Origin of the sequence: Lentzea cavernae, from assembly GCF_014653695.1 — a bacterium.
GTDB classification, from domain to species: Bacteria; Actinomycetota; Actinomycetes; order Mycobacteriales; family Pseudonocardiaceae; genus Lentzea; species Lentzea cavernae.
Genome location: NZ_BNAR01000010.1, coordinates 181,563 through 205,268, shown reverse-complemented (window position 1 = coordinate 205,268; position 23,706 = coordinate 181,563). Strand labels below are relative to the sequence as shown.

Sequence of the window (23,706 nt, the reverse complement as noted above, 5' to 3'; positions counted from 1 at the left end):
TGACTAACCCGGCACCGCAGACAGGGGGACAACTGATGAGTGATCGGGACGCCGCGTTCCAGGAGTACTTCGCGGCCCGTTCCGACGCCATGCGCGGCACGGCATACCTGCTGTGCGGCGACTGGCATCGCGCGGAGGACCTCGTGCAGCAGGCCTTCACCAAGCTCTACCTGGCTTGGCGGCGGATCGAGCGGCACGAGGCGCTGGACGCCTACACCAGGCAGATCCTGGTGCGGACGTTCCTGTCCGAGCGACGGCGCGGGTGGTTCCGCTTCGAGTCGGCGAGTGACGACCTGACCGACTCGGCTGCTCCTCCAGGCGCCCACCCCGAGGAACGGATGGTGCTGCTGGGGGCACTGGCGAAGGTGCCTCCGAAGCAGCGTGCGTGCCTCGTCCTGCGGTACTGGGAGGACATGTCCGTCGAGCAGACGGCCGTCCTCCTGAAGTGTTCGGAAGGAACCGTGAAGAGCCAGGCCGCGCGGGGGCTGCAGACGCTGCGCGGTCTGCTCTCGGAGCAGGAGAGGGTTCGATGAACGAACAGGACCTCAAGCGAGCTTTCGAGGACGTGGTGGTGGCGAGCAGCCCGCGGCCGTCCATGGACCCGCGTGTCGCGCTCGACAGGGCGCACAAGGCGCGTTCCCGGCGGCGGGCGTCCGTCACGGGGGCCGTGGTCGCCGTGCTGGTGGTCGGCGTCGGCCTCGGGTCGGCGTTCGCGCTGAACCCGCAGGGGACGAAGGAGTACGTGCTGGGCGCCGGGCCGAGCAGCTCCCACCGCGGCGTACCGGATCCGGAGTGGGGCGAGCAGTGGCCGGTCGGGCAGAACGACCGCACGGCCACCAACGGACCGCAGGCCGATCGCGGCAAGCAGTTGCTGGAGCTGGCCAGGGCCTCCGTGCCGGCCGGCTACGACGCGCCCGACCTCCAGTACAAGACCCCCGGCATGGCAGGGGGCATGCTCCGCGGCCAGGCGCAGATCATCACGAACAAGGGTGAGACTCCCCAGGTCTGGGAGTACACGGCGTCCGTCCCGGTGCGCAAGGGAGACAAGGTCGGCAGGCTGACGGTGCGCGTGTCCACGCCGAATCCGAAGGCCCCGACCGACCCGTGCGCGCAGGTCAACGGATACCTGGGCAACTCCGGTGCCGGCGGCTGCAAGACCTACGACGTCGCCGGGAACCAGGTCGCGACCGCCGCGTCCATGACCTCCGGGCCCGCCAGCACCTGGGCGTCCTACCGGGCGGCCAACGGCTGGACGGTGACCGTCGGGCAGGCGGAGGAGTACTCCGACAGCGGATATCCGAAGCTGGACTCGCAGCCGTTCTTCACCCCCGCGCTGGCGGAGCTGGCGGCTGATCCGAAGTTCCTGCTCGGCAGCTGAGTTCGCGGTCGGGTTCGGAGGGCGGTCACGATCTGTGGCCGCCCTCTCTCATTGCTCCTATCGGGTGTTTTGGCAGGTAGAGTGCCGTCCTGCAATGCGGACACTGCTCATCGACAACTACGACTCGTTCACGTTCAACCTCTTCCAGCACCTGGCCGAGGTGAACGGCGCCGAGCCCGCGGTCGTCCACAACGACGACCCGCGCTTCCGGCTTGCCTCGCTGCGGTCGTTCGACAACGTGGTGATCTCGCCCGGCCCCGGCCGGCCCGGCAATCCCGCCGACTTCGGCATCTGCCGCGCGGTGATCGACCACGCCGAGATCCCGTTGCTGGGCGTGTGCCTGGGGCATCAGGGCTTATGCCTGTCGTACGGCGCTGTGGTGGGACCGGCGCCCGTGCCACGCCATGGAATCGTTTCGCCGGTTATGCATTCGGGCGTCGACGTGTTCGCTGGATTGCCCTCGCCGTTCGATGTCGTGCGTTACCACTCGTTGGCCGTCACGGATCTGCCTTCTTCTTTGGAAGCCATCGCGTGGAGCGACGACTCCGTGTTGATGGGTGTGCGCGCTCTCGACAGACCCGCGTGGGGTGTGCAGTTCCACCCCGAATCGATCTGCACCGAGTTCGGCCGCGAGATGCTCGCGAACTTCGCCGCGCTGACCCCGACGCGGACCGCCGCGGTGCCGGAGCCGGTGCTGGTTCGCCCATCGCCTCAGAAGCGTCCTGTGCACGTCCGCAAGCTCGCCGCGGCCGTGAACGCGGAGGAGGCCTTCGCGGCGCTGCACGGGGCCTCTGAGACCGCGTTCTGGCTGGACAGCGGGTCCGGCGGCCGGTTCTCGTTCATGGGGGACGCCTCGGGGCCGCTCGCCCGCGTCGCGCAGTACTCGGTGCAGGACCAGGTGCTCACGCTCGACGGCACACCGCGACCCTGCCCGTCCTTCTTCTCCTGGCTCGACGACGACCTCCAGTCGTGGGCCGTCGAGCAGCCCGGCGTGCCGTTCGACTTCGCCCTGGGATGGGTCGGCTACCTCGGCTACGAGCTCAAGGCGGAGTGCGGCGGCGACTTCGCCCACCGCGCCGAACAGCCCGACGCCTCGTTCGTCTTCGCGGACCGCGCGGTGGTCCTTGATCACGCCGAAGAATGCGTCTATTTGCTCTCGTTGAGCGAGGACGAGTGGTTCAGCGAGGTTTCCGCCGTCCTGGGCCGACTGTCGCCATTGACCGAACCTTCACGACCTGTCGTGTCCGGTGTGACGTTGCGCCATCCGCGCACGCACTACCTGAAGCTGATCGACGCGTGCCAGGAAGCGATCACGGCCGGGGAGACGTACGAGGTGTGCCTGACGAACACGATGTCGTGGCGTGCCTCGATCGACCCGTGGGACACTTATCGGCTGCTTCGCGCCGCAAATCCCGTTCCGTTCGGCGCGTTGCTGCGATTCGGTGACCTGTCCGTGCTCAGCACGTCACCCGAACGATTTATGAGGGTGGGCCGAGATGGCGTCGTCGAGTCGTCGCCGATCAAGGGGACGCGTCCACGCGGTGTTGATGCGGCGGACGACGAGATGTTGCGCACAACGTTGGCGCGTTCTGTCAAGGACCGCGCGGAGAACCTGATGATCGTGGACCTCGTCCGCAACGATCTCGGCACGTGCGCGGAAGTGGGTTCGGTCGAGGTGACGCGGTTGTTCGACGTCGAGACCTACGCGACCGTACACCAATTGGTGAGCACCGTCAGGGCCCGACTTCGGCCGGACAGTTCTGCCGTCCGATGTGTTCGAGCCGCGTTTCCCGGTGGATCCATGACCGGTGCGCCGAAGATCCGCACCATGCAGATCCTGGATGGGTTGGAAGCCGGTCCACGCGGGGTGTACTCCGGAGCGCTCGGTTACTTCTCGCTCAACGGAGCCGCCGACTTCAGCATCGTCATCCGAACGCTGGTCGCGAACGGCGACCGGGTGAGTTTCGGTGTGGGCGGAGCAGTCATCTCGCTGTCCGACCCTGACGAGGAATTCGAGGAGACAGCGGTCAAGGCCGCCGCGGTGTCACGCCTGTTCGGAGCGCACTTTCCCGGCCGTTGATCCCGCGTTCCGGGGATAGTGTGAACGAACCGGGACGTGTTAGATCTTCGGGGTTTAACACGTCGGCCGGCGCCCCGGCCGACGTGTGGAAACCTCGCGAGTCCGCCCAGGTCAGGAAGCGTGCGCTTCCTGGAACTGCACGACCAGGTTCTGCGGAATGCGACCGCGGTCGGAGATCTGGTGCCCCTGCGCGCGAGCCCAGTCGCGAATGCGCTGCGCCTCAGCCTTGTCGGTGGCCTTGACCGTGGACTTGCCGGTGCCCTTGCGCTGCTTGCGGCCACCCGCGCGACGAGCCTTGCCGACGAAGTCCGACAGCGACTCGCGAAGCCGCTCCGCATTTCCCTTCGACAGGTCGATGGCGTACTCGACACCGTCAAGTGCGAAGGTCACGGTCTCGTCGGCTTCTCCGCCGTCGAGGTCGTCGATGAGTTGGACGACGGTCTGCTGTGCCACTGTTCCTCCGTTGGGTACTCACATAGCACGCGGATCCTCGACGTAACCACGTGCTTCGACAACACCATAGTCCACATCACGAAAAACCACGAACCTTTCGCAGCTAAAATGTGACCCCAACCGCCCGGTCGGGGCATTTACCCGGTAAACCGCACGGGTGTTATGGGTCCAAAATGTGCTGCTAGTCGTCTCACTCCGACCCGTTGCTGGGCTTGCCGGACGCTTCCCCATTCCCGCTGACGGAGCAGTCCACGACATAACGCACCCCCATCCGGAGCGGGTATCCTCGACATACCCACCAGGGGTAGGGAAGGTCAGGAGCCGATGCACGGGTACACCGCGGACAAGGACGCATACCTCAAGCGACTGCGCCGCATCGAGGGACAGATCCGCGGCCTCCAGCGCATGGTCGAGAACGACGAATACTGCATCGACGTCCTCACCCAGATCTCCGCGGCCACGAAGGCACTGCAGGCCGTCTCGCTGGGGTTGCTCGACGAGCACCTGAAGCATTGTGTGGCACAGGCCGTCGCAGAAGGCGGCCCCGTGGCCGAGGAGAAGCTGGCAGAGGCCTCCGCGGCGATCGGACGACTCGTTAAGTCGTAGGGGTCCCCACAAGAAACCCCGTGGCGTGATCCGCTACAGTTCACCCAGCTACGCCCCCGTAGCCCAATCGGCAGAGGCAGCGGACTCAAAATCCGTCCAGTGTGCGTTCGAGTCGCACCGGGGGCACGATCATCGGGCGTCCCATGTTCGCGGAATGCGCTCACCGTTGCCTCGCTCGTGGTGTTTTCTGGGGGCCGAGCCCCCAGACCCCCAGCCGGCGGGCTCCGCCCCCGGACCCCGGATCGGGTCGTCGCTTCGCTCGACCATCATCTGGGCACCCCGTTTGGTCGTGGGTGGTGGTTTGTTGCCATTCGTTGGAGTGCGAATCAGGGGTTGTGGCTCGACCCTCTGTTGGTGATCGCCGTGCGGCCTCTCCATCGGAGCTGGCATGGCCACCACCGCAACGGGCCTTTCGCTGAAATTCACCAGTCGCCACAGCCGATTCCGCTGGAACCGGCGCCAGCTACCGCAAGGCGACCACCCCGCTGGAACCGGCGCCAGCCATCGCAGCTGCACCCGCGCGGTGCCATCCGCCGCCCGGCGACGCAAGGGCAACCTCAGACGAAACCTGGCGTGGCGATGCGCAGCGAGCCGTCCGAACTGAAAGCTCTGGGTGGCGGTGTACCCCGGTCCTGCGATTGGGGCTTGACCTTGAGGGGCGGGGTGCTACCCCTCATCGGGCACGGCCGGGCGCTTTTCAGCCCGGCCTTTCCGGCCGTCAAGCGCCCCGCCGGAGGCTCAAGGTCAAGCCCCAATCGCCAGCCCTTGATTCGTCACGACCCGCGCGCCCGTCCTCGCAAGGCGACCGACCTCATGGGACGCGACCAACCCCGCTGGAACCGCGACAGACCAACGCAAGCCGACCCGCGCACCCCAACACCGACCCCGCGCACCCACACCCAATCCACCGCCCAGGCCCGCCCAGTTGATCCACAGCAGAGCCTTTCGACCCTTTCCCGCCGCCCCCATCCCCAACCCGTTGACAGCCAATACTGGTTTGCACCAGTATTGGCGGCACGTCGGCTGACCAGGGGGAGTGGGCATGGCGGGAGCACATCTGCGGGTCGACAACCGGTTGATCCACGGCCAGGTGACCGTCGCGTGGACCGGGGGGTTGCGCGTACGGAAGCTGGTCGTGTGCAACGACGAGGTCGCCGGTGACGAACTGCAGAGGATGTTGCTCCCGCAGGCAGCGAGGGGGCTGCCGACCGAGGTGCTCACGGTCGCCGAAGTGGTGGAACGCGTCTGGGGAGAGGACGTGATGCTGATCGCGAAGCATCCGGCCGACGCGTTTCGCCTCGTCGAGGGTGGGGTGCGGCCTGGGGTGGTGAACGTCGGGAACGTCGCACCCCGCCCCGGCGAGGAGTACACGATGGTGACGCGGTCGATCGCGGTGACGGCGCAGGACGCGGAAGGTTATCGGCGGCTCGTCGCCGAGGGGATTCCTGTTGTCGCGCAGATGATGCCGCGGGACAAGGCCGCCGACTTCACGGCGTTGCTCGCCAAGAAGGGGCTGTAAGCGCAGATGCTCGTGGCGCTGGCTTTGACGCTGTGGGCCGTCGTCTGCACCTACGACGTGCTGGGGCCCTTTCTGATCTTCGCGGGGCGGCCGCTGGTGGCGGGGTCGGTGGCCGGTCTCATCACGGGTGACCCGTTGCTCGGCATGGCGATCGGGGCGACGCTGGAACTGGTGGCGCTGGGCGTGTACCAGTACGGCGGCGCGACGATCCCGGACTACCAGACCGGGGCCATCGTCGGCACGGCGCTCGCGGGGAGTGCGGCCGGGCCGTTGAGCGCGCAGGTGGCTGTCGGTATCGCGGTGGCGTTGCCCGCCGCGCTTCTGCTGTCCACTTTGGACCCGGTCGGCAAGATGATCACGACTGGGCTGGTGCACCGGGCCGACCACTACGCGGCGTCGGGGGACGCGCGGGGGCTGGCGAGGATTCACTGGCTCGGCCTTGTGCCGTGGTGCGGTGTTCGGGCGATTCCCACGTTCCTGGCGGCGTTGACGGCTTCCAGTGGTGTGGTGGAGAGCTTGACGCGGGGGATTCCCGCCGGGTTCGTGAACGGCATGACGCTTGCCGGGTCGTTGTTGCCCGCGGTGGGGTTCGCGTTGTTGTTGTCGATGATGCAGCTGTCGAAGTACTGGTACCTGTTGCTCATCGGGTTCGTGGCGTTCGCCTACATGGACGTGCCGGTGCTGGGCATTGCTTTGTTGGGCGTTGCGATCGCGTTCTTGGTCGTCGGACGGAGTGAGCCGGCGGCGGTGCCCGTCGAAGCAGAAGAGTCCGGTGTGGACCGCGTACTGACGGAACAGGACCTGAAGAAGGCCTACCGGCGGTACTTCTGGTCCAGTCAGATCTCGTGGAACTACGAGCGGATGCAGGGGCTCGGGTTCGCGTACGCGATGGAACCGGTGCTGCGCAGGCTCTACCCGGACGCGCACGAGTACGCGCGGGGGTTGCAGCGGCACATGCAGTTCTTCAACACCTCGGTGCTGGTGGGCGGGCCGTTGATCCTCGGGTCGGCGATCGCGATGGAGGAGGCGCGGTCGCCGGAGTCCGCGGAGAGCACGAAGGTCGCGTTGATGGGGCCGCTGGCCGGCATCGGAGACACGCTCGTCTTCGCGCTGTACAACAGCATCATCTTCACCATCGGCGCCTCGCTCGCGCTGCAGGGCAACTGGCTCGGGCCCGCGTTCGCGATGGTCATGGTGCTGGTCCCGTACGCGCTGGTGCGCCGCTGGCAGTTCCGCCTCGCCTACCGCGAGGGCAGGAGGCTGGTCTCCCGCTTCGCCGCCGGCACGCTGGACCGGCTCTCGCAGGGGGCGACCGTGCTCGGGTTCGTCGTGCTCGGCGGGTTCATTCCGATGATCGTCAAGGTCGTCACGACGCTGACCTACCGGCAGACCACGACGGTCGACGGAGCGCAGGTCACGCAGACCGTGCCGATCCAGGAGCGGCTCGACGAACTGCTGCCGCACCTGCTCCCCGTGCTCGTCACCGCCGCCGCGTACCTGTTGCTGACCAAGGCCAGGCTGAAGCCCGTGCTGGTCATCGGCATCGTCGTCGTGGTCGGCGTGGCGCTGGGCTGGCTCGGCTGGTTCGCGCCCGCCGCGCCCAAGAGTTAGGAACGACCGATGACGATCCCCGTCCTGCTGGCCGGGCACGGCGCGCTGCCGTCCGGTGTCGCCGACGCGGCCGAGCTCGTGACCGGGCCGCAGTCCCGGCTCCTGGTTTGTGAGCTGGGCCCGGCGGAAAGCCCCGACTCGTACGGTGAACGGCTCTCGGACCTGGTGGGCGACGCTCCGGAGGTGCTCGTGCTGGCCGATCTCCCCGGCGGGACCCCCGCCAACGCCGCGAAGCTGGTCGCCGCGCGCCGGGGTGGTCTGCGGATCGTGACCGGTCTGAACCTGCCGATGCTGCTGGAGGTGCTGGTGCGCGACGGGGACCTGGACGAGTTGGCGGCTCTCGCCCAGAGCGCGGGAAAGGGCGGAGTTCTGACCGAACCGGTGCTCACCCGATGACACTCCTGCTCGCGGCCGGCCGCACGGTGATCACGCCGGGCTCCGGCCACCCGATGGGCGGCTACCTGGCCAGGGAGGGCGTTGCCAGCGGTGTGCACGACGACCTCGAGGCCACGCTGGTCTGGCTGTCCACAGAGGACGATCCGGGCGTGGTGTGGGTGACGCTCGACGCGCTGGCCACCGACGTCTCGCTGACCCGCGCGCTGGCCGCCGTGGTCGCGCGGGAGACGGGAGTCCCCGTCGAGCGAGTGCTGGTGTGCGCGTCGCACACCCATTCCGCGCCGGACGGGTGGACCGGGTCGATCCACCCCGGGATGCCCGCCGAACGGGAGCCCGAACTCGTCCAGCGGCTGACCGAGCGGGTCGGTGCGGCGGCGCGGCAGATCCGTCCACATCGGACACCGGTGTGCGCCCGCTGGCACGAGGGTGCGGCGGCGCGCGTCGGTGCCAACCGCCACCGGCAGGACGGGCCGCACGACGATTCGGTGGGCGTGCTGACGTTGCACCACCTCGACGGCACCCCGGCGGCGCTGCTCTTCGACTACGCCAGCCACCCGACCGTTCTCGGCGCGGACAACCTCGACTGGTCGGCGGACTGGCCGGGCGCCACCCGCAGGGAACTGGCGGGACTCGCCCCGGTGGTCGCGTTCCTGCAGGGCGCGGCGGGGGACGCGAGTTCGCGGTTCGTCCGGCGCGGGCGCGGGCACGCCGAGGTCTCCGCACTCGGCGGCAGGCTGGCCGACTCGATCACGCGGTTGCTGTCGTCCGGTGTGGAGGTCGAGGAGCCGATCCGGCTGACGCGGACGGTGCTGCGCCTGCCCCACCGCGCGTTGCCGTCGCTCGCCGAATGCCGGCGGTTGCGCGAGAGGGCCGAGCACGGGTGGCGGAAGATGTTGCCCTGCGACGAAAGCGACCCGGCCGTCCGCATCGCGCGCACCCGCTACGAGGGAACGCTGATGCTCAGCACCCTCGCCGCCGCCGGTCTGAACGGTGACGCGGAGGTGCCGGTCACCGTCGTGTCACTGGGCGAGATCGCCTGGCTGCACACGCCTTTCGAGTTGTTCTCCTCGATCGGCCTGCGCATCAGGGCCGCCAGCCCGTTCGCGCACACGAGGGTGATCGGCTACACCGACGGCTACGCGGGCTACCTGCCCGACCAGGACGCCTACCGCGACGGGCTCTACGAGTCCTACATCGCGCTGGTGGAACAGGGTGCGGCGGACGTGCTCGTGGAGCGCTGCGCCGAACTGCTGTGCGCTCACCGCGAGCGGCGCGCGGTGGTGAACACGGTGTAGCGGTCGGCCCGGTAGAGCGACCGGCCCGCCTCGATCACCCGGCCGTCCGCCGCGTGCAACGTGCCCTTGAGGACGAGGCACGGCTGGCTCTGTTCGATCTCCAGCAAGGCGGCGTCCTGCGGTGGCGGCAACACGGCACTGATGGCCGTGTCATTCCATTCCGCGCGCACGCCGAACCGTTCTTCGAGCGTCTTGTGCAGTGAGTGCGCCGCCCAGTCGAATGCGTCGACGCCGGGAAAAAGGTCGAGCGAGAGGTTCGTCCGTTCCAGCGCGAATGGCTCGTCATCGACCGAACGGAGTCTTTCCAGGCGAAAGACCGGAGCGCCGGGAGGAATGTTCAGGCGGCCGGCGATCTCGGCTCCCGCGGATTCCACGACGGCCAGCAGCACCCTCGTTCCCGGCACCGAGCCGCGGGCCTGGATGTCCTCGGTGAACGACGTGAGCATGTCGATCTGCCTGGGCGGACGCTCCGCGGTGAAGGTGGCGTTGCCGTGCTGGCGGTACAGCAGACCGTCCGCCACGAGCCGGTTCACCACCAGCCGGACGGTGCTCCTGGAGATCTGATAATGCTCGGCCAGAAAACGTTCAGAAGGAATCGACCTGCCCGGCCCCGCACCGGTCGCGACGCTCTCCAGAATCTCCCTGAGCTGGTCGCCCTTCGGGCGGTCGGGGGCCAGCGCGTCGGGAAAATCCAGATCGTCCGCGGGAACATGCTTGGGGCGGGGCACATTGCCATTATGCCCGAGTGATCGGGGAAAAGGCCGCAGGCCGCCGGTGTCCCCGCCGTCGTTGATCAAGGCCGAACGGCGGATGTGAGCGGTGCTCGGCGATTGCTACGGTCGTGCTGGTTGCATGATCGTGTGCGGGAGTCCCTCGTGTTCCGGAAGTCCTTGTGTTTTTTCGTGGTTCTGCTGACGTGCGCGTGCACGTCCGAGAGCCCATCACGCCCCTCGAGCACCCCCGTGCAGGTGCGTCAGCCGACGTTGGTCAACGACGCCCGCGGAGACGTGTCGGCGGTCGTGCGCGCGGTGATCGACGGCCGCACGATCGAGCTCGACAGCGGTGAGCGCGTCCAGGTCTCGTTGCTCGCGGCGCCCGCGGACTGCTGGGCCCCGGCCGCGCGCACGTTCGCCGAGAAGCGGTTGCTGGCCAAGACCGTTCGCGTCACCGCCGTCACGCCGGGAGAGGTGAACGTCCGGCTGGAGGACAACACCGACTACGCGGCGCTCGCCGTGCGGGAGGGCGTGCTGCGGGCCCAGTCCGCGGCCGGGTCGCTCGCCGACGCCGAACTCGGTGCCGCGCGCGAGGACCGGGGCCTGTGGGGAGCGCCCTGCAACGGCATGGACGTCGCCCCGACGACCACGACGACGACCACGGCGCCGTCCTCCTCGCAGCGCGCCGAGCCGTCGAAGTCCGTGGCCACGACCACGACCCCGCCGCCTCCCGTCGTGACGACAGTGGCCGCACCGCCGCCCTGCTCGGTCGCCTACCGGGTCGACAACCAGTGGCAGGGCGGGTTCCAGGGCAGGGTCACGGTCAGGAACACCGGCACCGCCGCGATCAACGGCTGGACGTTGCGGTGGTCCTACGCCGACGGCCAAGCCGTGCGGGAGGTGTGGAACGCGACCGTGGCGCAGCGGGGGACGACCGTCGCCATGAGCGGCAACGACCAGACGAGGACGATCTCCTCGCGCGGCGAGGTGACGATCGGGTTCCTCGGGTCGTTCCGCGACCGGAACACCGCGCCCGGCTCGTTCACCCTCAACGAGACGGCCTGCTCGACGGGCTGACTGTTGGCCCTGGCGGTCACCCGTGGCAAGATAAATTAGTAATTAACTGCTGATTGATCATGCCAGGGATGAGCCGTGCAGGTCACAAGTGTGGTGCCGCTGCACGCCGAGGTCGACCACGACCTCGGCGGCCGCTGGACCTCGCTGCGCACAGCCGACCGCGAGTGGCTGTGGCACCGAGCCGATCCCGCGCGCGCTGGCGTGACGCCGGGCTCCGCGTTCGTCGACGCGGGCGGCCTGGAGGAGTGCGTTCCGACGGTGCGCGGCCTGCCGGACCACGGTGACGCATGGAGCAGACGGTGGCACCGGACCGGTGTGGACTGCCCCGACTTCACGCTCACCCGCGCGATGGGCTCTCACGACGGCGCGGTCGTCGCCGACTACGAACTGGTCGCCGAGCCCGGTTACCGGTTCGTCTGGGCGGCGCACGCCCTGCTCGACGTCGGCCCGCGTGCCCGTTTGGACGCTCCTGCGGGCACTTCCGTGCTGATCGCCGATCCGGAGCCGGTGCTGCGCGACTGGCCTGCGAACCTCGACGCGCTGGGACCCGACGACGGCACGGCGGTCGGCGCGGTGCTGGAACGGGGCCAGATCCGCGTGGTCGACGGAGACCAGCAACTCGACCTGCGCGTGGAGTGCGAGGGGCAGCCCGTGTCGATCGCGTTGTGGCGCAACCTGTGCGGCTGGCCCGAGGCGCGGCCGTACCGCAGCGTCGGCGTGGAACCCATGCTCGGCCGCACCTTCGACCGCGCCGACACCACCCGCCCGGTGGCGGTCGTGCCCGCATCGGGTTCCGTGCGCTGGCGTCTGACGATCACCGCCTATGCAGGAGGAACGGCATGATTGACGGGGGCACCATCCGATGACGCTGACGCAGTGGAACTTCGAGCAGCTCGAACTCGGCGAAGGCGCCCGCTGGATCAACGGCAGGCTGGTCCTCGTCGACCTCCTGGCAGGCCGCGTCCTGCAGACGCGCGGCGACGTTCCCGCGCCGTTCGAGGAGATCACCACCCTTCCGGTTCCCGTGGGAGCCGTGGCTCCCGTTCGGGGCAGCGACGAGCTGATCGCCGCTTCCGGCACCGGCGCAGGACTTCTGCATGCACCACAACGGGAAACCTTCGCGGGCGAGGGCATGCGCGTCAACGACGCGGTCGCCGACCCGTTCGGCCGTTTCTGGGTCACGACGATGGCCTGCGACACCGAACACGGCGCCGGCGCCCTGCACCGCCTGGGATCGCCCTCACCCGTCCTCAAAGGACTCACGATCCCGAACGGCCCGGCGTTCTCGCACGACGGCACACTCATGTACCTCGCCGACAGCGCACGGGGAGTGGTCCACCGCTTCGAGGTCGACCGCGACGGCGAACCGGGCGGCCGCCGCGTCTTCCTGCACACCCCGCACCACACCCCGGACGGCATGACCGCCGACGTCGCGGGCAACGTCTGGATCGCCTTCTGGGGAGCGTCGGTCGTCCGCCGCTACCGCCGGGACGGCCGGCTGGACCGGGAGATCACCCTGCCGGCCCGCCAGCCCACGAGCGTCTGCCTGGGCGGCCCCGACCTGAACCGCCTGTTCGTCACCACCGCCCGGTACGGCCTGCGCCGCCCGAGCCTGCACGACGGCGCGCTGTTCGCCGTCGACGTGGACGTGCCCGGCCGTCCGGCGGACGAGTTCGTCCCCGCTCAGCCGGCCCAGTAGCGCGAGGAGGTCCCGGGGTCCGGCGCGAACAACCACGCGGCCGTGCCGGACTCGTCCGTGCGGATCTCCAGATATCTGGTGGGATCGGCGTACCCGGAGGCGTGCCGGATCACGGTCTCGTAGACCTGCGACGACACCATCACCGCGAGGTCGGAGTCGGAGCCGGTCAGCTCAGGCGCGCTCAGCAGGCGGGACGCCGCCGCGATCGCCTGCCCCGACAGACCGCCCGCGCTCACGGTGACGGGGCCGACGTGCAGCGACGCCCTGAGCTGCATCCGCACGGGAGCGGCTTCGCGGTTGTAGCGCCGGACGCGATCCCTGATGCGGGGAATCAGCCGGTCGACGATCGCGGACGTGGTGACGCTGGGCGGAATGACGACCAGAACGCCGTCGTGCCTTTCGGTGTGGCGGCAGCTGCTCCACGGGATGTCCGACTCCGCGAAGGCGTCGCGCAGCACCCGGTGCAGTGGCGCCCGCGCCATCTCGCGATCGTTCTCGGTGCCGCCCGGACCGCTGAGGGAAGCGATCTCCAGGAAGAGGAGGGAGTGGTTGACGTGGTCCCATCGATCTGTGGATCGACCGAACCTGTCCGGCGAGGCGGTCATGGTGGGCCCCCTTGCGAATCGGCTTACCGGCGTGAAGTGTGGCGCCACGACTCAGGTTAAATTCGTGTCGGAGAAGCAACAACGAATTCTTTGGGAAAGGCGTGATCGTTCTACGTGATCGTTGATCACGTGAAAATCGAAGACTGCCGTTCTTCAGGCCGGCTGAACGTGGTCCACGTTGAGGGCGAACGCGAGGGCACCCTGCGCGCCTGCCTGCAGGCCCAGTTCGGAGGCCTCGACCGTCATCGGCGCCACGTAGTTGAACATGCCGCCGAGCGCGTGCTGGCGCATCATCTCGGCAGCGGGCTCGATCAGGAGGTCGGCCGCCCGGCCCAGTTCGCCACCGATGAAGACCTTCTCCGGGTTGAGCAGGTTGCACGTCCTGGCCAACGCCATCCCGATGCCACGACCGGCGTCCTGCAGCACGCGACGGCACAGGAGGTCACCGCTCTTCGCGCGCTCGACGACGTTCGCGAGGCTCGTGGGGAGGTCGACGCGGTAACCGATGTAGGCCCGCCGGACCTGCTCGACCAGACGTGCTCCGCCCACGACGGTCTCCAGACAACCTCGGTTGCCGCACTGGCAGACGACGCCCTGGGGGTCCATCACGAGGTGCCCGATCTCGCTGGCGAGACCGTGCCTGCCGCGGTAGATCAGCCCGTTGATGACCAGTCCGGCGCTCACGCTGGTCGACGACTTCACGAACAGCACCGTCTCGGCTCCGCGGCCCCCGCCGTAGAGGAACTCGCCGTACGCTGCGAAGTTGGCCTCGTTGTCCATGATCACCGGCACGCCGGGGAAGTGCTCGCGCAGGCGTGCGCCGACGTCCATGCCGCGTTCCCAGTCGAGCGCCCACGCGACCTGGGAGATCGTTCCCGTGCGCGGTTCGACGGCGGCTGGGATGCCCAGCCCGATGGACACGATGTCGGTGTCGTCCAATCCGGTCCGCCGGACGACGTCCTTGATCAGCGAGACGCACTCGCGGATCCACACCTGGCTGCCGTGCTCCGCGCCGCGACTGGACCTGTCCACTTCGACGCGGGGACCGTCCACGCGACGGGCGGCGACGATGACCGAGTCGTAGCTGACCTCGACGCCGATGGCGACGCCGCGCACAGACGTGAGACTGACCTTCTTCCCGCGTTCGCTGTCGTTGCCGTCGACCACGACCACACCTTCGCGCTGGAGGTCCTGGACGATGCCGGAGACCGTCGCCTGGGAGAGGTGGGTGAACCTGGCGAGTCTCACCTGGGTGTTGGGAGCGACCATGATGGCCCGGAGGACACGTCTGCGGTTGTTGCCGCGCTGAGCGTCCGACGGCTTTCCCCAGATCAAACCTCTGGCGTGCTTGTCGCCACTGGGCACTCGCGCCCCCTTCACTTCGAATTGAAGGGCGACACAATGGTAGCGGCGTTCGGGGCGTCAAACGGAAGCCGCCAAGAGTGCGGTTCGCAGGCTACGGACGGCTCGAGCCGGCTTCGGGGGACGTCGCGGTCAGGAAACGATTGGGGTTGGCCTGGAGGGTCGCCCTCTGCTGATCTTGCCGACCGGATAGGATTCCGCCTTTCTTGTCGGCTGGGGCTGCGCGGAAGAGGCACGTTCGTGAGCAATGACGACGTCGAAGGCGTTGTGGCGGCAGTGGAGTACGAGCCGCCGATCCTGTTCGACCTGGGATCCGTCGTCGGTATCACCTTCGGAAGCAGCAGCGGCGCTGGCGATGCTTCCGGCCAGAGCTTCTCGTAACACCGAGGACGCCGACTCCGCCGCGCCCATCGAGGTTCACGGCGATTGTTTCGCCGCGAAAGACGCGTTCTCCCTCGGCCTGACCGAGTTCTCCGAGTCCCATGACCACCGCCGCATCACCGGCCAGACCGGCTGTTATTCGGTGGTCGTGCGGCAATCCGGTGAAACGACGTTGTTCGCCGATCCGGTGGGGCAGTTTCCGCTCTTCTACGACGAGGCCGGGCAGTACAGCACCCGATCGGGTGAACTGGGCACCGTCGTCGACAGGGTGTACCTCGCGACTCGCCTGGCATGCCTCGACGGCGCTGGTCTGTTCGAGAACCGCAGCCTGTACGAGGGCGTCCGGCGGGTCCGTGAAGGTCACGCGCTCCACATCGGGGCCGGCGTGCTCGACGAGCGCCCCTACGCGCCGTTGCGCACCGACCCCGACCTGAGCGACGCGACCGCCGCCGACATGCTCCGGGACGCGCTCGTCGGTGCGGTGAGTGCCCGTGCGCGTTCCGCACGACGGCTGGTCGCGGACTTCAGCGGTGGTCTCGACTCGACGTCGCTGGCCCACCTCGCGGTGGCCGAGGTGAGCGATCTTCCCGTGTTCACCCACCACAACACCGCGTTCCCGGTTCTCGACGACGTGGAGCGGGCGGACCTGTACGCCGGTGCCGACCGGCGATTCGACCAGCGGCACGTCGACGTGCCGGCCGAGCACCTCCCCTACCAGGACCTGGCGCCGGTGGGGGACGAGCCGCACGCTGCCTCGATCGCCTGCGGCCCCGCCCGCCTGCGATTCGCCGCCGCGGCGGCGCTCGGCGCCGACGTGCACCTGATGGGCGAGGGTGGCGACGCCGTGCTGTGGGCTCCCGGCGCGTACTTCATCGACCTGGCCCGGCGAGGTGATCTGGCCACGCTCTGGCGCCATTGCCTCGCCTGGGCGCGGTTGCGCAACAGGTCTCCGCTGACCGTGTTCCGGCGGGCGGTCGTGATGGCGGGACTCGGACGCCGGCGCGCGTTGCTCCGGCTCGCCGACACCCTGGAACGTGGTCGTGTTACCGGTGACCTGGCGTGGGAGGTTTCGGTCGTCGCCCGGTGGGACGCGCCGCAGGTGCAGTGGTACACGCCTTCGACCCGGCAGTTGCTGGCCGCGCAGGCCCGCCGGGTGGCCGAGCAGGAGTCCGATGTGGACGCCGGTGAGTCCGTTGTGCTCACCCAGTTGCGTCTGCACGGTCTCACCCAGCAGGTGCACCGGGTGATCGGCCTGGCGGCCGGGGTCTCCGTTCAGGCGCCGTTCCTCGACACGGCCGTCGTGCGTGCGGCCATGGCGATCCCGGCACATCGCCGTGCGGATCCGGCCGTGGCGAAACCCCTGCTGAAGAAGGCGTTGACGGGCCTCGTTCCTGATCGTGTGCTCGCGAGGGAGACGAAGGGCGACTACAGCCGTGAGGCGTACCAGGGAATAAAACGGGCGGCGCCGTTTGTGCGCAAGCTCCTGGCCGACTCGGCGGCGGCCGACTTCAAGCTGATTGATCCGATACCCGTCCGGCAGACGCTCGAGGACGCGGTGAACGGCCTGCGCGTGCCGTGGGGCGCGCTCAACCAGGTTCTCGCCGTCGAGGTCTGGCTTCGCGCGCACGAAAGGGAAGTGGCTTCGACATGACACGTTTCGTGGTTCCTGGTCCGGTGCACACGACGTCTCACGCCGACGGGAGCCTTACTCTGCTCAACCTCACCACCGGCCAGTGGCACAAGCTGAACCGGACGGGGAACGAGCTCTTCTCCGCGATCTGCGCGAACGGCGTCGACACCGCGGTCGGCATCTTCATGAGCAGGTATCCCCAGGTGCCCCAGCGCGAAATCCGTGAGCAGGCCGAGACGTGCCTGTCGGCGTTGGTGGAACGAGGTCTGCTGGAACCGGAGAGCCCGGTGCGGGGCAGCGGCGGGGTGCCGATCGCGCTGGCTCCTCTTGGTGCTGTCGGGCTGAAACCACGACTGGTGGCGGCTGTGGCCTTGCCGGTGGCGCTGCTGCTCCTTAGGTTGCCCTTCCGCGTGACGGTGAGGGGCTTCAAATTCGTGAAGCGGAGACGGGCCAGACGAGTGGCGACGAGGCCCGAGGCGTTGCAGGCGCTGGCCGCGTCGAAGCGGGTCAGCAGGTTCCACCCCGGGCGGGTGGCGTGCCTAGAACTCTCGCTGACCGCGGCGCTGGCCGTGGCGTTGCGCGGTGGTGAGGTGCAGTGGTGTCTGGGGGTGGCGAGTGACCCGCAGGCTTTCCACGCCTGGATCGAGGCCGACGGCGAGCCGGTGACCGATCCGTTCGACGAGCCGATTCCGGCCACGTACCAACGGGTGCTCGCCGTCTGAGGACTGCTGTGAGCTGATCTGCCCACAGCAGAGAACGCAGCGAACCGTTGCGGTCGAAGGGCATCGTCGGTGCCATGACGAACAGCGAGAAGCTCTTCAGCCCAGGGCTGCGAGAACGGTTCTTCGGTCAGCGGGTGCTGATTCTCGACGGCGCGCTCGACGACGACAACGGCACGGTGCTGGCGACGCAGATGCTGTCGCTGGCGAGCGAGGACCCGCGGCAGGACATCGCGTTGTGGATCAACTCGCCCGGCGGGTCGGTGCCCTCGATGCTGGCCATCCGCGACGTGATGCGGCTGGTGCCGTGCGACGTGGCGACGCTGGCGCTCGGACTTGCCTGCAGCGCGGGGCAGTTCCTGCTCTCGGCGGGGACGCCGGGCAAGCGGTTCGCGTTGCCGCACGCGCGGATCCTGATGCACCAGGGGAGTGCGGGCATCGGTGGTTCGGCCGTCGAGGTGGAGGTGCAGGCGGACGACCTGCGCCACACCAGGGACACGGTGCTCGGGCTGATCGCGGCGGACACCGGGCAGCCGTTCGACCGGATCTTCACCGACTCGCTGCACGACCGGTGGTTCACCACGGAGCAGGCGCGCGAGTACGGGTTCATCGACCACGTTGTGAGTGACCTGGGCCAGGTCGTCCCCGTCCGCATGCACAAGCTCGGACTGCACTCGGGAGCCGTCGCATGAGCACCTACACCATTCCCAACGTCATCACGCGGGACGCTCGTGGCGAGCGCGTCATGGACGTGTACTCGCACCTGCTGTCCGAGCGGATCGTCTACCTCGGCACCGGGATCGACTCCGGCGTCGCCAACGCGCTGATCGCGCAGCTGTTCCACCTCGAGGCGGACAACCCCGACCTCGAGATCAACCTCTACATCAACTGCGAGGGCGGCGACCCCTCGGCGATGCTCGCGCTCTACGACACCATGCGCTACATCAAGGCGCCGGTCGCGACGACCTGCGTCGGGCAGGCGGTCGCGGCGGGCGCGGTGCTGCTGGCCGCGGGCGCGGAGGGACGCCGGTCCGTCCTGCCGCACTCCAGGGTCGTGCTGCACCAGCCGGCGGCGCAGGGGCGGGGCACGATCCCGGACCTCATCCTCGCGGCGGACGAGGTGGTGCGGGTGCGCACGCAGCTGGAGGTGATCCTGGCCAGGCACACCGGCCGGACCGTGGCCGAACTGCGCCACGACACCGACCGGGACCGCGTGTTCGACGCACCGGGCGCGGTCGAGTACGGACTGGTCGACCGAGTTCTCGACCAGCGCGCTTAGGCGGCCCAGGCCATCGCCACCGGACCGGACGGCCGGCCCGTGGGGCGCGAGGTGTGGAACTGGTTGCCCGCCTTGAGGTAACCGGAGGCGCGGAGGTTGCGGACCTGGCCCGCGATGCCGATCAGCAGGTCGGCCAGGTCGACGCCCAGCGCACCGGCGACCGCCGCGATCATCTCGCTCGACGGCTCCTTGCGGCCGCGTTCGATCTCGGACAGGTACTGCACCGAGATGCCCGCCCGGTCGGCCACGTCGACCAGGCGGTCGCCGCGCTCCTCCCGGGTCTCGCGAAGCTTGCGGCCCAGAGCTTCCCGCCACAGCGGTTCGGGGGGTTCCGGGGTGCGTGTGAAGTCCAGGATCTCCGCCATGTGGTCATGGTGACAGCACGGCGACCACCACCAAGGGCGGTTCTGCCACGAGCAGAACGGCAGTGCAAGACAGGTTGGCAGTGACTGACAGACTGGCGTACGGTGTCGGCATGGGAGTCGACTTCGGGAAGCAGACGGTGCTGGTCACCGGGGCGAGTGCGGGCATCGGCGCGGAGTTCGCGCGGCGGCTCGCGGCGCGCGGATCGAGCCTCGTGCTGGTCGCGCGCCGCAAGGACAGGCTGGAGGAGCTGGCCGGACGGTTGCGGGTGGCGCACGGCGTGACCGTGCACGTCGTGGCTGCGGACCTGGCACAGCCGGGCATCGGGCAGCGGCTGGCGGAGGAGGTCGCCGGGTTCGGCGTCACCGCCGTCATCAACAACGCCGGGTTCGCGAACTTCGGGGCGTTCCACGAGGAGGAGCCCGAACGGCTGCGGCAGGAGGTCGCGGTCGACGTCAACGCCGTGGTCGAGATCAGCAGGGCGTTCATCGAACAGTTGCGCGCCAACGGTCACGGCTTCCTCGTGAACGTGGCGAGCATGGCGGCCTACCAGGCGACGCCCTGGTCGTCGGTCTACGGCGCGACGAAGGCGTTCGTGGTGAGCTTCACCGAGGGGCTGTGGGTCGAGTCGCGCGGCACGGGCCTGCGCGTCATGGTGCTGTCACCCGGCGCCACGCGCACCGAGTTCTTCGAGGTCGCCGGCGGGGAGGAGATGGCGGGCGGGTCCCGGATGCAGACCCCCGGCGAGGTGGTCGCGACCGCGATCCGCGCGCTGGACCGCCGGGTCACGCCCGTCGGTGTCATCTCGGGCAGGGCGAACCGCGTGATGGCGTTCGCCGGACGTCACTTCGCTTCCCGGGCGATGGGCGCGAGGGTGATCGGGCGGATGGTCCGGCGTAGTTAGAGTGGGGCGCATGGAGAAGTCGTCGACGCTGTGGGACCGGTCGCGTCAGGCCGTGGTCGCCGAGATCGTCGACACCGCGCTGGCGTTGTTCGCGGAACAGGGCTACGAGGCGACGACGATGGCCCAGGTCGCCAAGAGGGCGGGCGTGTCGCAGCGGTCGGTCTTCCGGTACTTCGGCACCAAGGAGGACCTGGTCTGCGGTGAGCAGGAGGCGCTGGGCGAGGTGCTCGTCTCCGCCGTCGCGGCGCAGCCCCCCGAGGTGTCCACCTGGGACGCTCTGCGGGCCGGGTTCACGACGATCCTCACCGCGTCGAACCACACCCCTCAGCGGGTGCTGGAGATCTCGGCCCTGATCTTCGACAACCCGTCGTTGCACGCGCGGTACCTCGAGAAGCGCCTGCGCTGGCAACGATCTCTCGTTCCCGTGATCGAGAAACGGATGGGCATCGACTCGGGGGAAGTCCCGGACGCCCGCGCGATGGGCGTCATCGCCACGGTGTTCGCGTGCGTCGACGCCGCATCGGAACTGTGGGTCCGCCACGGCGGCAAGGCTGATGCGTTCGAACTGTACGAACAAGCGCTTGCCGCCGTGCGCGGTTAGACCGTCACTTCGGACTTCCTGCGGCGCACGCGAAGCACGACCGCCACCGTCAGCAGCACGATGAGGATGCCGTAGGCGACCGCCGCGAACGGGCTGGTCACCAGCGCGCTGAAGTCGCCCTCGCTGATCTGCAGCGTGCGCCGGACCTGCTCCTCCGCCATCGGCCCGAGGATCAGGCCGACCACGAGCGGCGCGACCGGATAACCGTGGCGCCGCATGAAGAACCCGATGACACCGATCACCAGCAGCACGATCAGGTCGTCCACGACGAAGTTCACCGCGTAGGTGCCCAGCGCCGCGAACAGCAGGATGCCCGCGTACAGGTACGGCCGCGGGATCTGCAGCACTTTCACCCAGATCTTCACCAACGGCAGGTTCAGCACGAGCAGCATCACGTTGCCGATGTACAGCGACGCGATCAGCGCCCACACCATCGTGGAGTTGTTGGTGAACAGCAACGGTCCCGGCTGGATGCCGTAGCTCTGGAACGCCGCCACGATGACCGCCGCCGTCGCGGTGGTGGGAAGACCGAGGGTCAGCAACGGCACCAGAACACCGGCCGCCGCGGCGTTGTTGGCCGCTTCAGGACCCGCCACGCCCTCGATCGCGCCCTTGCCGAACTCCTCCGGCCGCTTCGAGAGCTTCTTCTCCGCGCCGTACGACAGGAACGTCGACACGTCCGCGCCACCGGCCGGCACGGTGCCGATCGGGAAGCCGATGAACGTGCCGCGCAGCCAAGGCTTCCACGAGCGCGACCAGAACTCGCGCGTGTTCCACCTGCCGCCCACGGGGATGACCTCGATCGGCCCGTGCCGCAGCCGCGACGCCACGTACAGCGCCTCGCCGACCGCGAACACGCCGACCGCCACCACGACCACGTCGATGCCGTCGGCCATCGTCGACACCCCGAGGGTGAAGCGCTGCTGACCGGTCAGCGTGTCGGTGCCGACGAGCCCGATGAACAGGCCGAGACCCAGCGAGGCGAGGCCGCGCAGGGGCGAGGACCCGAGCAGCGCCGCCACGGTCGTGAAGGCCACCACCATCAGCGCCACGTAGTCGGCCGGGCCGAGTTGCACGGCGACGTCCGCGATGGTCGGTGCGAGCAACGTGAGCAGGATCGTGGCGATCGTGCCCGCCACGAACGAGCCGATGGCGGCGGTCGCGAGCGCGGCCGCACCGCGCCCGGCTTTCGCCATCTTGTTGCCCTCTAGAGCTGTCACGATGGACGCGGACTCGCCCGGGGTGTTGAGCAGGATCGACGTCGTCGAACCGCCGTACATGCCGCCGTAGTAGATGCCCGCGAAGATGATCAGCGCGGCGGTCGGCTCCAGCGTGTAGGTCAACGGCAGCAGCAACGCCACCGTCATGGCCGGTCCGATGCCCGGCAGCACGCCGACCGCGGTGCCGAGCGTGACGCCCAGCAGCGCGTACAGCAGGAACTCGGGCTGCGCGGCGGTCGCGAAACCCTCCAGGAGGGCGGTGATGCTATCCATCGAGGAACGGCACCCCTTCGAAGATCCCGGCGGGCAGCGACAGGCCCAGGCCGTACGCGAACACCACCTGCACGACCACGGCCAGCACGACCGCGATCACGAGCGCGCGCCACCAGACCGCGCCGAGCGACCAGGCCGCGCCGAAGAACAGCAGAGCCGCCGCGACCGGCCAGCCGACCACGTCGATCAGCACCAGGTGCACGACGAGCACGGCCACGAGCTTGGCCACGGTGAGCCAGTCGGTCCGGACGTTCTCGTCGACGTCCTCGGCCTCCTCGGCGTGGCCGAGCTTGCCCCGGGCGGTCGCGATGATCGCCGCGATGCCCGTCACCACAAGAAGAACTCCCACGGCGTAAGGAAACGCGCGTGGTCCTACGGCGTTGTCGTCACGAGCGACGATCGTGGTCGCGTCGACCAGGGTGAAGACCCCGACCGCCGCGACCAGACCGCCGAACGCGTACTCCTCGACTTTGGCCGAGATCACTTGACGAGCCCGATGTTCTGCAGTGCGGGCTTCACCCGCCCGATCTCCTTCGCCATGAACGTGGAGAACTCGCTGCCGGTGAGGAAGGTGTCCGTCCAGCCCTTCTTGGACAGCTCCTCCTTCCACTGCTCGCTCGCGTGCATCTCGGTGACGAGCTTGGTCAGCCGCTGCTTGGCCTCGGCCGAGATCGACGCCGGCGCCACGACACCGCGCCAGTTGATCAGCTCGACGCCCAGCTCCTTGAACGTGGGCACGTTCAGGTCGGGGACCGGGTTCGGGCCGGAGGTGCCCAGGGCGCGCAGCTTGCCCGCCTTGATCTGCTCCTTGTACTCGCCGATGCCGGAGATGCCCGCGTCGACCTTGTTGCCCAGCAGCGCCGCCAGCGACTCGCCGCCGCCGGAGTACGGCACGTAGTTCAGCTTGGCCGAGTCGATGTTCTTCGCCTTGAGCAGCATCCCGGCGAGGATGTGGTCGGTGCCGCCGGCCGAACCGCCGGTGATCGAGACGCCCTTGCCCTTCTCCTCGACCGCCTTGAGCAGGTCGTCGATCGTCTTGTGCGGCGAGTCGGACGGCACCACGACGACCTCGTCCTCGGCCGTCAGCCGTGCGATCGGCGTGGTCTCCTCCAGCCGGGCCGACGACGCGTTGGTCTCCACCGCGCCGACCATGACCAGGCCGGTGATCATCAGGAACGACTCGGAGCGCTCGTTGACGAGCTTCTGCAGGCCCACCGTGCCGCCGGCCCCGCCGACGTTGGTGACCTGCACGGAGTTGGCGAGCTTGGCGCCCTGCACCGCCGTCTGCATAGACCTCGCGGTCTGGTCCCAGCCACCACCGGGGTCGGCGGGCGCCATGATCTCCAGCTTCGCGATGGAGTCACCGCCGCTCGCGCTCTTCGCCCCCTGACCGCAGCCCGCGAGCACCAGTCCGGCGGCAGCGACCGCCACCGCTCGTCTCCATGCCGTACCCATCGAACACTCCTCGCTTCGTCGCGAACGTTGGGCGGGGACGCTAGGTAACGGCTGTGTGCACACGTAAGTGTTAGGTCGTAAGTTCCG

At 68.8% G+C, this 23,706-nt stretch carries 26 protein-coding genes and 1 tRNA gene; 19 read left to right on the top strand and 8 right to left on the bottom strand.

The window, feature by feature from the left end:
* Positions 1-35 precede the first annotated feature (35 nt).
* The 3 genes from IE307_RS29980 (at position 36) to pabB (ending at position 3,458) form a co-directional block, all read left to right on the top strand.
* Complete coding sequence (locus IE307_RS29980; protein ID WP_191302738.1) at positions 36-533, top strand: SigE family RNA polymerase sigma factor; 498 nt, start codon at positions 36-38, stop codon at positions 531-533.
* Complete coding sequence (locus IE307_RS29975; protein ID WP_191302737.1) at positions 530-1,378, top strand: hypothetical protein; 849 nt, start codon at positions 530-532, stop codon at positions 1,376-1,378. The genes IE307_RS29980 and IE307_RS29975 overlap by 4 nt, the downstream gene beginning before the upstream one ends.
* A gap of 94 nt (positions 1,379-1,472) precedes the next feature.
* Positions 1,473-3,458 (top strand): aminodeoxychorismate synthase component I, encoded by a 1,986-nt coding sequence (gene pabB, locus IE307_RS29970; RefSeq protein WP_191302736.1) that lies wholly within the window; start codon positions 1,473-1,475, stop codon positions 3,456-3,458.
* Positions 3,459-3,569: 111 nt separating this feature from the next.
* Here the strand turns inward: pabB and IE307_RS29965 are convergent, their stop codons facing one another.
* A complete protein-coding gene (locus tag IE307_RS29965; RefSeq protein ID WP_093597089.1) occupies positions 3,570-3,911 on the bottom strand; it encodes a histone-like nucleoid-structuring protein Lsr2 in 342 nt (113 codons plus the stop codon).
* Positions 3,912-4,235: 324 nt separating this feature from the next.
* Between IE307_RS29965 and IE307_RS29960 the strand changes: the two genes are divergently transcribed.
* The 6 genes from IE307_RS29960 to IE307_RS29935 all read left to right on the top strand — a co-directional run bounded on the left by IE307_RS29960 (position 4,236) and on the right by IE307_RS29935 (position 9,338).
* Positions 4,236-4,517 carry a metal-sensitive transcriptional regulator gene (locus tag IE307_RS29960; protein ID WP_189158599.1) on the top strand — a complete coding sequence of 94 codons (282 nt, stop codon included), beginning with the start codon at positions 4,236-4,238 and terminating at the stop codon, positions 4,515-4,517.
* Between the two features lie 52 nt (positions 4,518-4,569).
* A tRNA-Leu gene (locus tag IE307_RS29955) sits at positions 4,570-4,643 on the top strand.
* A 916-nt stretch (positions 4,644-5,559) separates the two neighbouring features.
* On the top strand, positions 5,560-6,036 hold the full coding sequence (locus tag IE307_RS29950; protein WP_191302735.1) for a PTS sugar transporter subunit IIB: 477 nt from the start codon (positions 5,560-5,562) through the stop codon (positions 6,034-6,036).
* A 6-nt stretch (positions 6,037-6,042) separates the two neighbouring features.
* Positions 6,043-7,647 carry a PTS system mannose/fructose/sorbose family transporter subunit IID gene (locus IE307_RS29945; protein WP_191302734.1) on the top strand — a complete coding sequence of 535 codons (1,605 nt, stop codon included), beginning with the start codon at positions 6,043-6,045 and terminating at the stop codon, positions 7,645-7,647.
* Positions 7,648-7,656: 9 nt separating this feature from the next.
* Entirely contained in the window at positions 7,657-8,043 is a 387-nt protein-coding gene (locus tag IE307_RS29940) for a PTS sugar transporter subunit IIA (RefSeq protein ID WP_191302733.1), read from the top strand.
* Positions 8,040-9,338: a hypothetical protein gene (locus IE307_RS29935; RefSeq protein ID WP_191302732.1), complete on the top strand. Its 1,299-nt coding sequence runs from the start codon at positions 8,040-8,042 to the stop codon at positions 9,336-9,338. Before IE307_RS29940 ends, IE307_RS29935 begins: the two co-directional genes overlap by 4 nt.
* Here the strand turns inward: IE307_RS29935 and IE307_RS29930 are convergent.
* The gene (locus IE307_RS29930) at positions 9,302-10,066 is read right to left on the bottom strand and encodes a GntR family transcriptional regulator (RefSeq protein WP_191302731.1); all 765 of its coding nucleotides are present in this window, start codon (positions 10,064-10,066) and stop codon (positions 9,302-9,304) included. The two genes, IE307_RS29935 and IE307_RS29930, sit on opposite strands and share 37 nt — an antisense overlap.
* A gap of 240 nt (positions 10,067-10,306) precedes the next feature.
* Between IE307_RS29930 and IE307_RS29925 the strand changes: the two genes are divergently transcribed.
* The 3 genes from IE307_RS29925 to IE307_RS29915 all read left to right on the top strand — a co-directional run bounded on the left by IE307_RS29925 (position 10,307) and on the right by IE307_RS29915 (position 12,827).
* Positions 10,307-11,128, top strand: coding sequence for a cellulose binding domain-containing protein (locus tag IE307_RS29925; RefSeq protein WP_229905208.1), 822 nt, complete (start codon positions 10,307-10,309; stop codon positions 11,126-11,128).
* Between the two features lie 75 nt (positions 11,129-11,203).
* A complete protein-coding gene (locus IE307_RS29920) occupies positions 11,204-11,971 on the top strand; it encodes a hypothetical protein (RefSeq protein WP_229905207.1) in 768 nt (255 codons plus the stop codon).
* Between the two features lie 19 nt (positions 11,972-11,990).
* Positions 11,991-12,827 carry an SMP-30/gluconolactonase/LRE family protein gene (locus IE307_RS29915; RefSeq protein ID WP_191302729.1) on the top strand — a complete coding sequence of 279 codons (837 nt, stop codon included), beginning with the start codon at positions 11,991-11,993 and terminating at the stop codon, positions 12,825-12,827.
* On the opposite strand, the gene IE307_RS29910 is transcribed toward IE307_RS29915, so the two are convergent.
* The gene (locus IE307_RS29910; protein ID WP_191302728.1) at positions 12,812-13,432 is read right to left on the bottom strand and encodes a hypothetical protein; all 621 of its coding nucleotides are present in this window, start codon (positions 13,430-13,432) and stop codon (positions 12,812-12,814) included. The genes IE307_RS29915 and IE307_RS29910 overlap by 16 nt on opposite strands.
* 153 nt (positions 13,433-13,585) lie before the next feature.
* Positions 13,586-14,680, bottom strand: coding sequence for an ROK family protein (locus tag IE307_RS29905; protein ID WP_229905206.1), 1,095 nt, complete (start codon positions 14,678-14,680; stop codon positions 13,586-13,588).
* A gap of 354 nt (positions 14,681-15,034) precedes the next feature.
* Here IE307_RS29905 and IE307_RS29900 point away from each other — a divergent pair, with 354 nt between their 5' ends.
* The 5 genes from IE307_RS29900 to IE307_RS29880 all read left to right on the top strand — a co-directional run bounded on the left by IE307_RS29900 (position 15,035) and on the right by IE307_RS29880 (position 18,803).
* Positions 15,035-15,175, top strand: coding sequence for a hypothetical protein (locus IE307_RS29900; RefSeq protein ID WP_191302726.1), 141 nt, complete (start codon positions 15,035-15,037; stop codon positions 15,173-15,175).
* Positions 15,150-16,826, top strand: a complete 1,677-nt coding sequence (locus IE307_RS29895; protein ID WP_191302725.1) for an asparagine synthase-related protein — start codon at positions 15,150-15,152, stop codon at positions 16,824-16,826. Before IE307_RS29900 ends, IE307_RS29895 begins: the two co-directional genes overlap by 26 nt.
* Positions 16,823-17,527 carry a lasso peptide biosynthesis B2 protein gene (locus IE307_RS29890; RefSeq protein WP_191302724.1) on the top strand — a complete coding sequence of 235 codons (705 nt, stop codon included), beginning with the start codon at positions 16,823-16,825 and terminating at the stop codon, positions 17,525-17,527. Before IE307_RS29895 ends, IE307_RS29890 begins: the two co-directional genes overlap by 4 nt.
* Positions 17,528-17,601: 74 nt before the next feature.
* The gene (locus IE307_RS29885) at positions 17,602-18,216 is read left to right on the top strand and encodes a ClpP family protease (RefSeq protein WP_191302723.1); all 615 of its coding nucleotides are present in this window, start codon (positions 17,602-17,604) and stop codon (positions 18,214-18,216) included.
* Positions 18,213-18,803, top strand: a complete 591-nt coding sequence (locus tag IE307_RS29880) for a ClpP family protease (RefSeq protein WP_191302722.1) — start codon at positions 18,213-18,215, stop codon at positions 18,801-18,803. Before IE307_RS29885 ends, IE307_RS29880 begins: the two co-directional genes overlap by 4 nt.
* On the opposite strand, the gene IE307_RS29875 is transcribed toward IE307_RS29880, so the two are convergent.
* Positions 18,800-19,168 carry a helix-turn-helix domain-containing protein gene (locus IE307_RS29875; protein ID WP_191302721.1) on the bottom strand — a complete coding sequence of 123 codons (369 nt, stop codon included), beginning with the start codon at positions 19,166-19,168 and terminating at the stop codon, positions 18,800-18,802. The genes IE307_RS29880 and IE307_RS29875 overlap by 4 nt on opposite strands.
* 110 nt (positions 19,169-19,278) lie before the next feature.
* Here IE307_RS29875 and IE307_RS29870 point away from each other — a divergent pair, with 110 nt between their 5' ends.
* Together IE307_RS29870 and IE307_RS29865 are read left to right on the top strand one after the other, a co-directional pair.
* Positions 19,279-20,070: an SDR family NAD(P)-dependent oxidoreductase gene (locus IE307_RS29870; RefSeq protein WP_191302720.1), complete on the top strand. Its 792-nt coding sequence runs from the start codon at positions 19,279-19,281 to the stop codon at positions 20,068-20,070.
* Positions 20,071-20,080: 10 nt separating this feature from the next.
* Positions 20,081-20,671, top strand: a complete 591-nt coding sequence (locus tag IE307_RS29865) for a TetR/AcrR family transcriptional regulator (RefSeq protein ID WP_191302719.1) — start codon at positions 20,081-20,083, stop codon at positions 20,669-20,671.
* Here IE307_RS29865 and IE307_RS29860 read toward each other — a convergent pair.
* The 3 genes from IE307_RS29860 to IE307_RS29850 are packed head-to-tail and all read right to left on the bottom strand — an operon-like array spanning position 20,668 to position 23,619.
* Positions 20,668-22,164: a tripartite tricarboxylate transporter permease gene (locus IE307_RS29860; protein ID WP_191302718.1), complete on the bottom strand. Its 1,497-nt coding sequence runs from the start codon at positions 22,162-22,164 to the stop codon at positions 20,668-20,670. The genes IE307_RS29865 and IE307_RS29860 overlap by 4 nt on opposite strands.
* Positions 22,157-22,648 (bottom strand): tripartite tricarboxylate transporter TctB family protein, encoded by a 492-nt coding sequence (locus IE307_RS29855; protein WP_191302717.1) that lies wholly within the window; start codon positions 22,646-22,648, stop codon positions 22,157-22,159. The genes IE307_RS29860 and IE307_RS29855 overlap by 8 nt, the downstream gene beginning before the upstream one ends.
* Complete coding sequence (locus IE307_RS29850; RefSeq protein ID WP_191302716.1) at positions 22,645-23,619, bottom strand: Bug family tripartite tricarboxylate transporter substrate binding protein; 975 nt, start codon at positions 23,617-23,619, stop codon at positions 22,645-22,647. Before IE307_RS29850 ends, IE307_RS29855 begins: the two co-directional genes overlap by 4 nt.
* Positions 23,620-23,706: the final 87 nt, after the last annotated feature.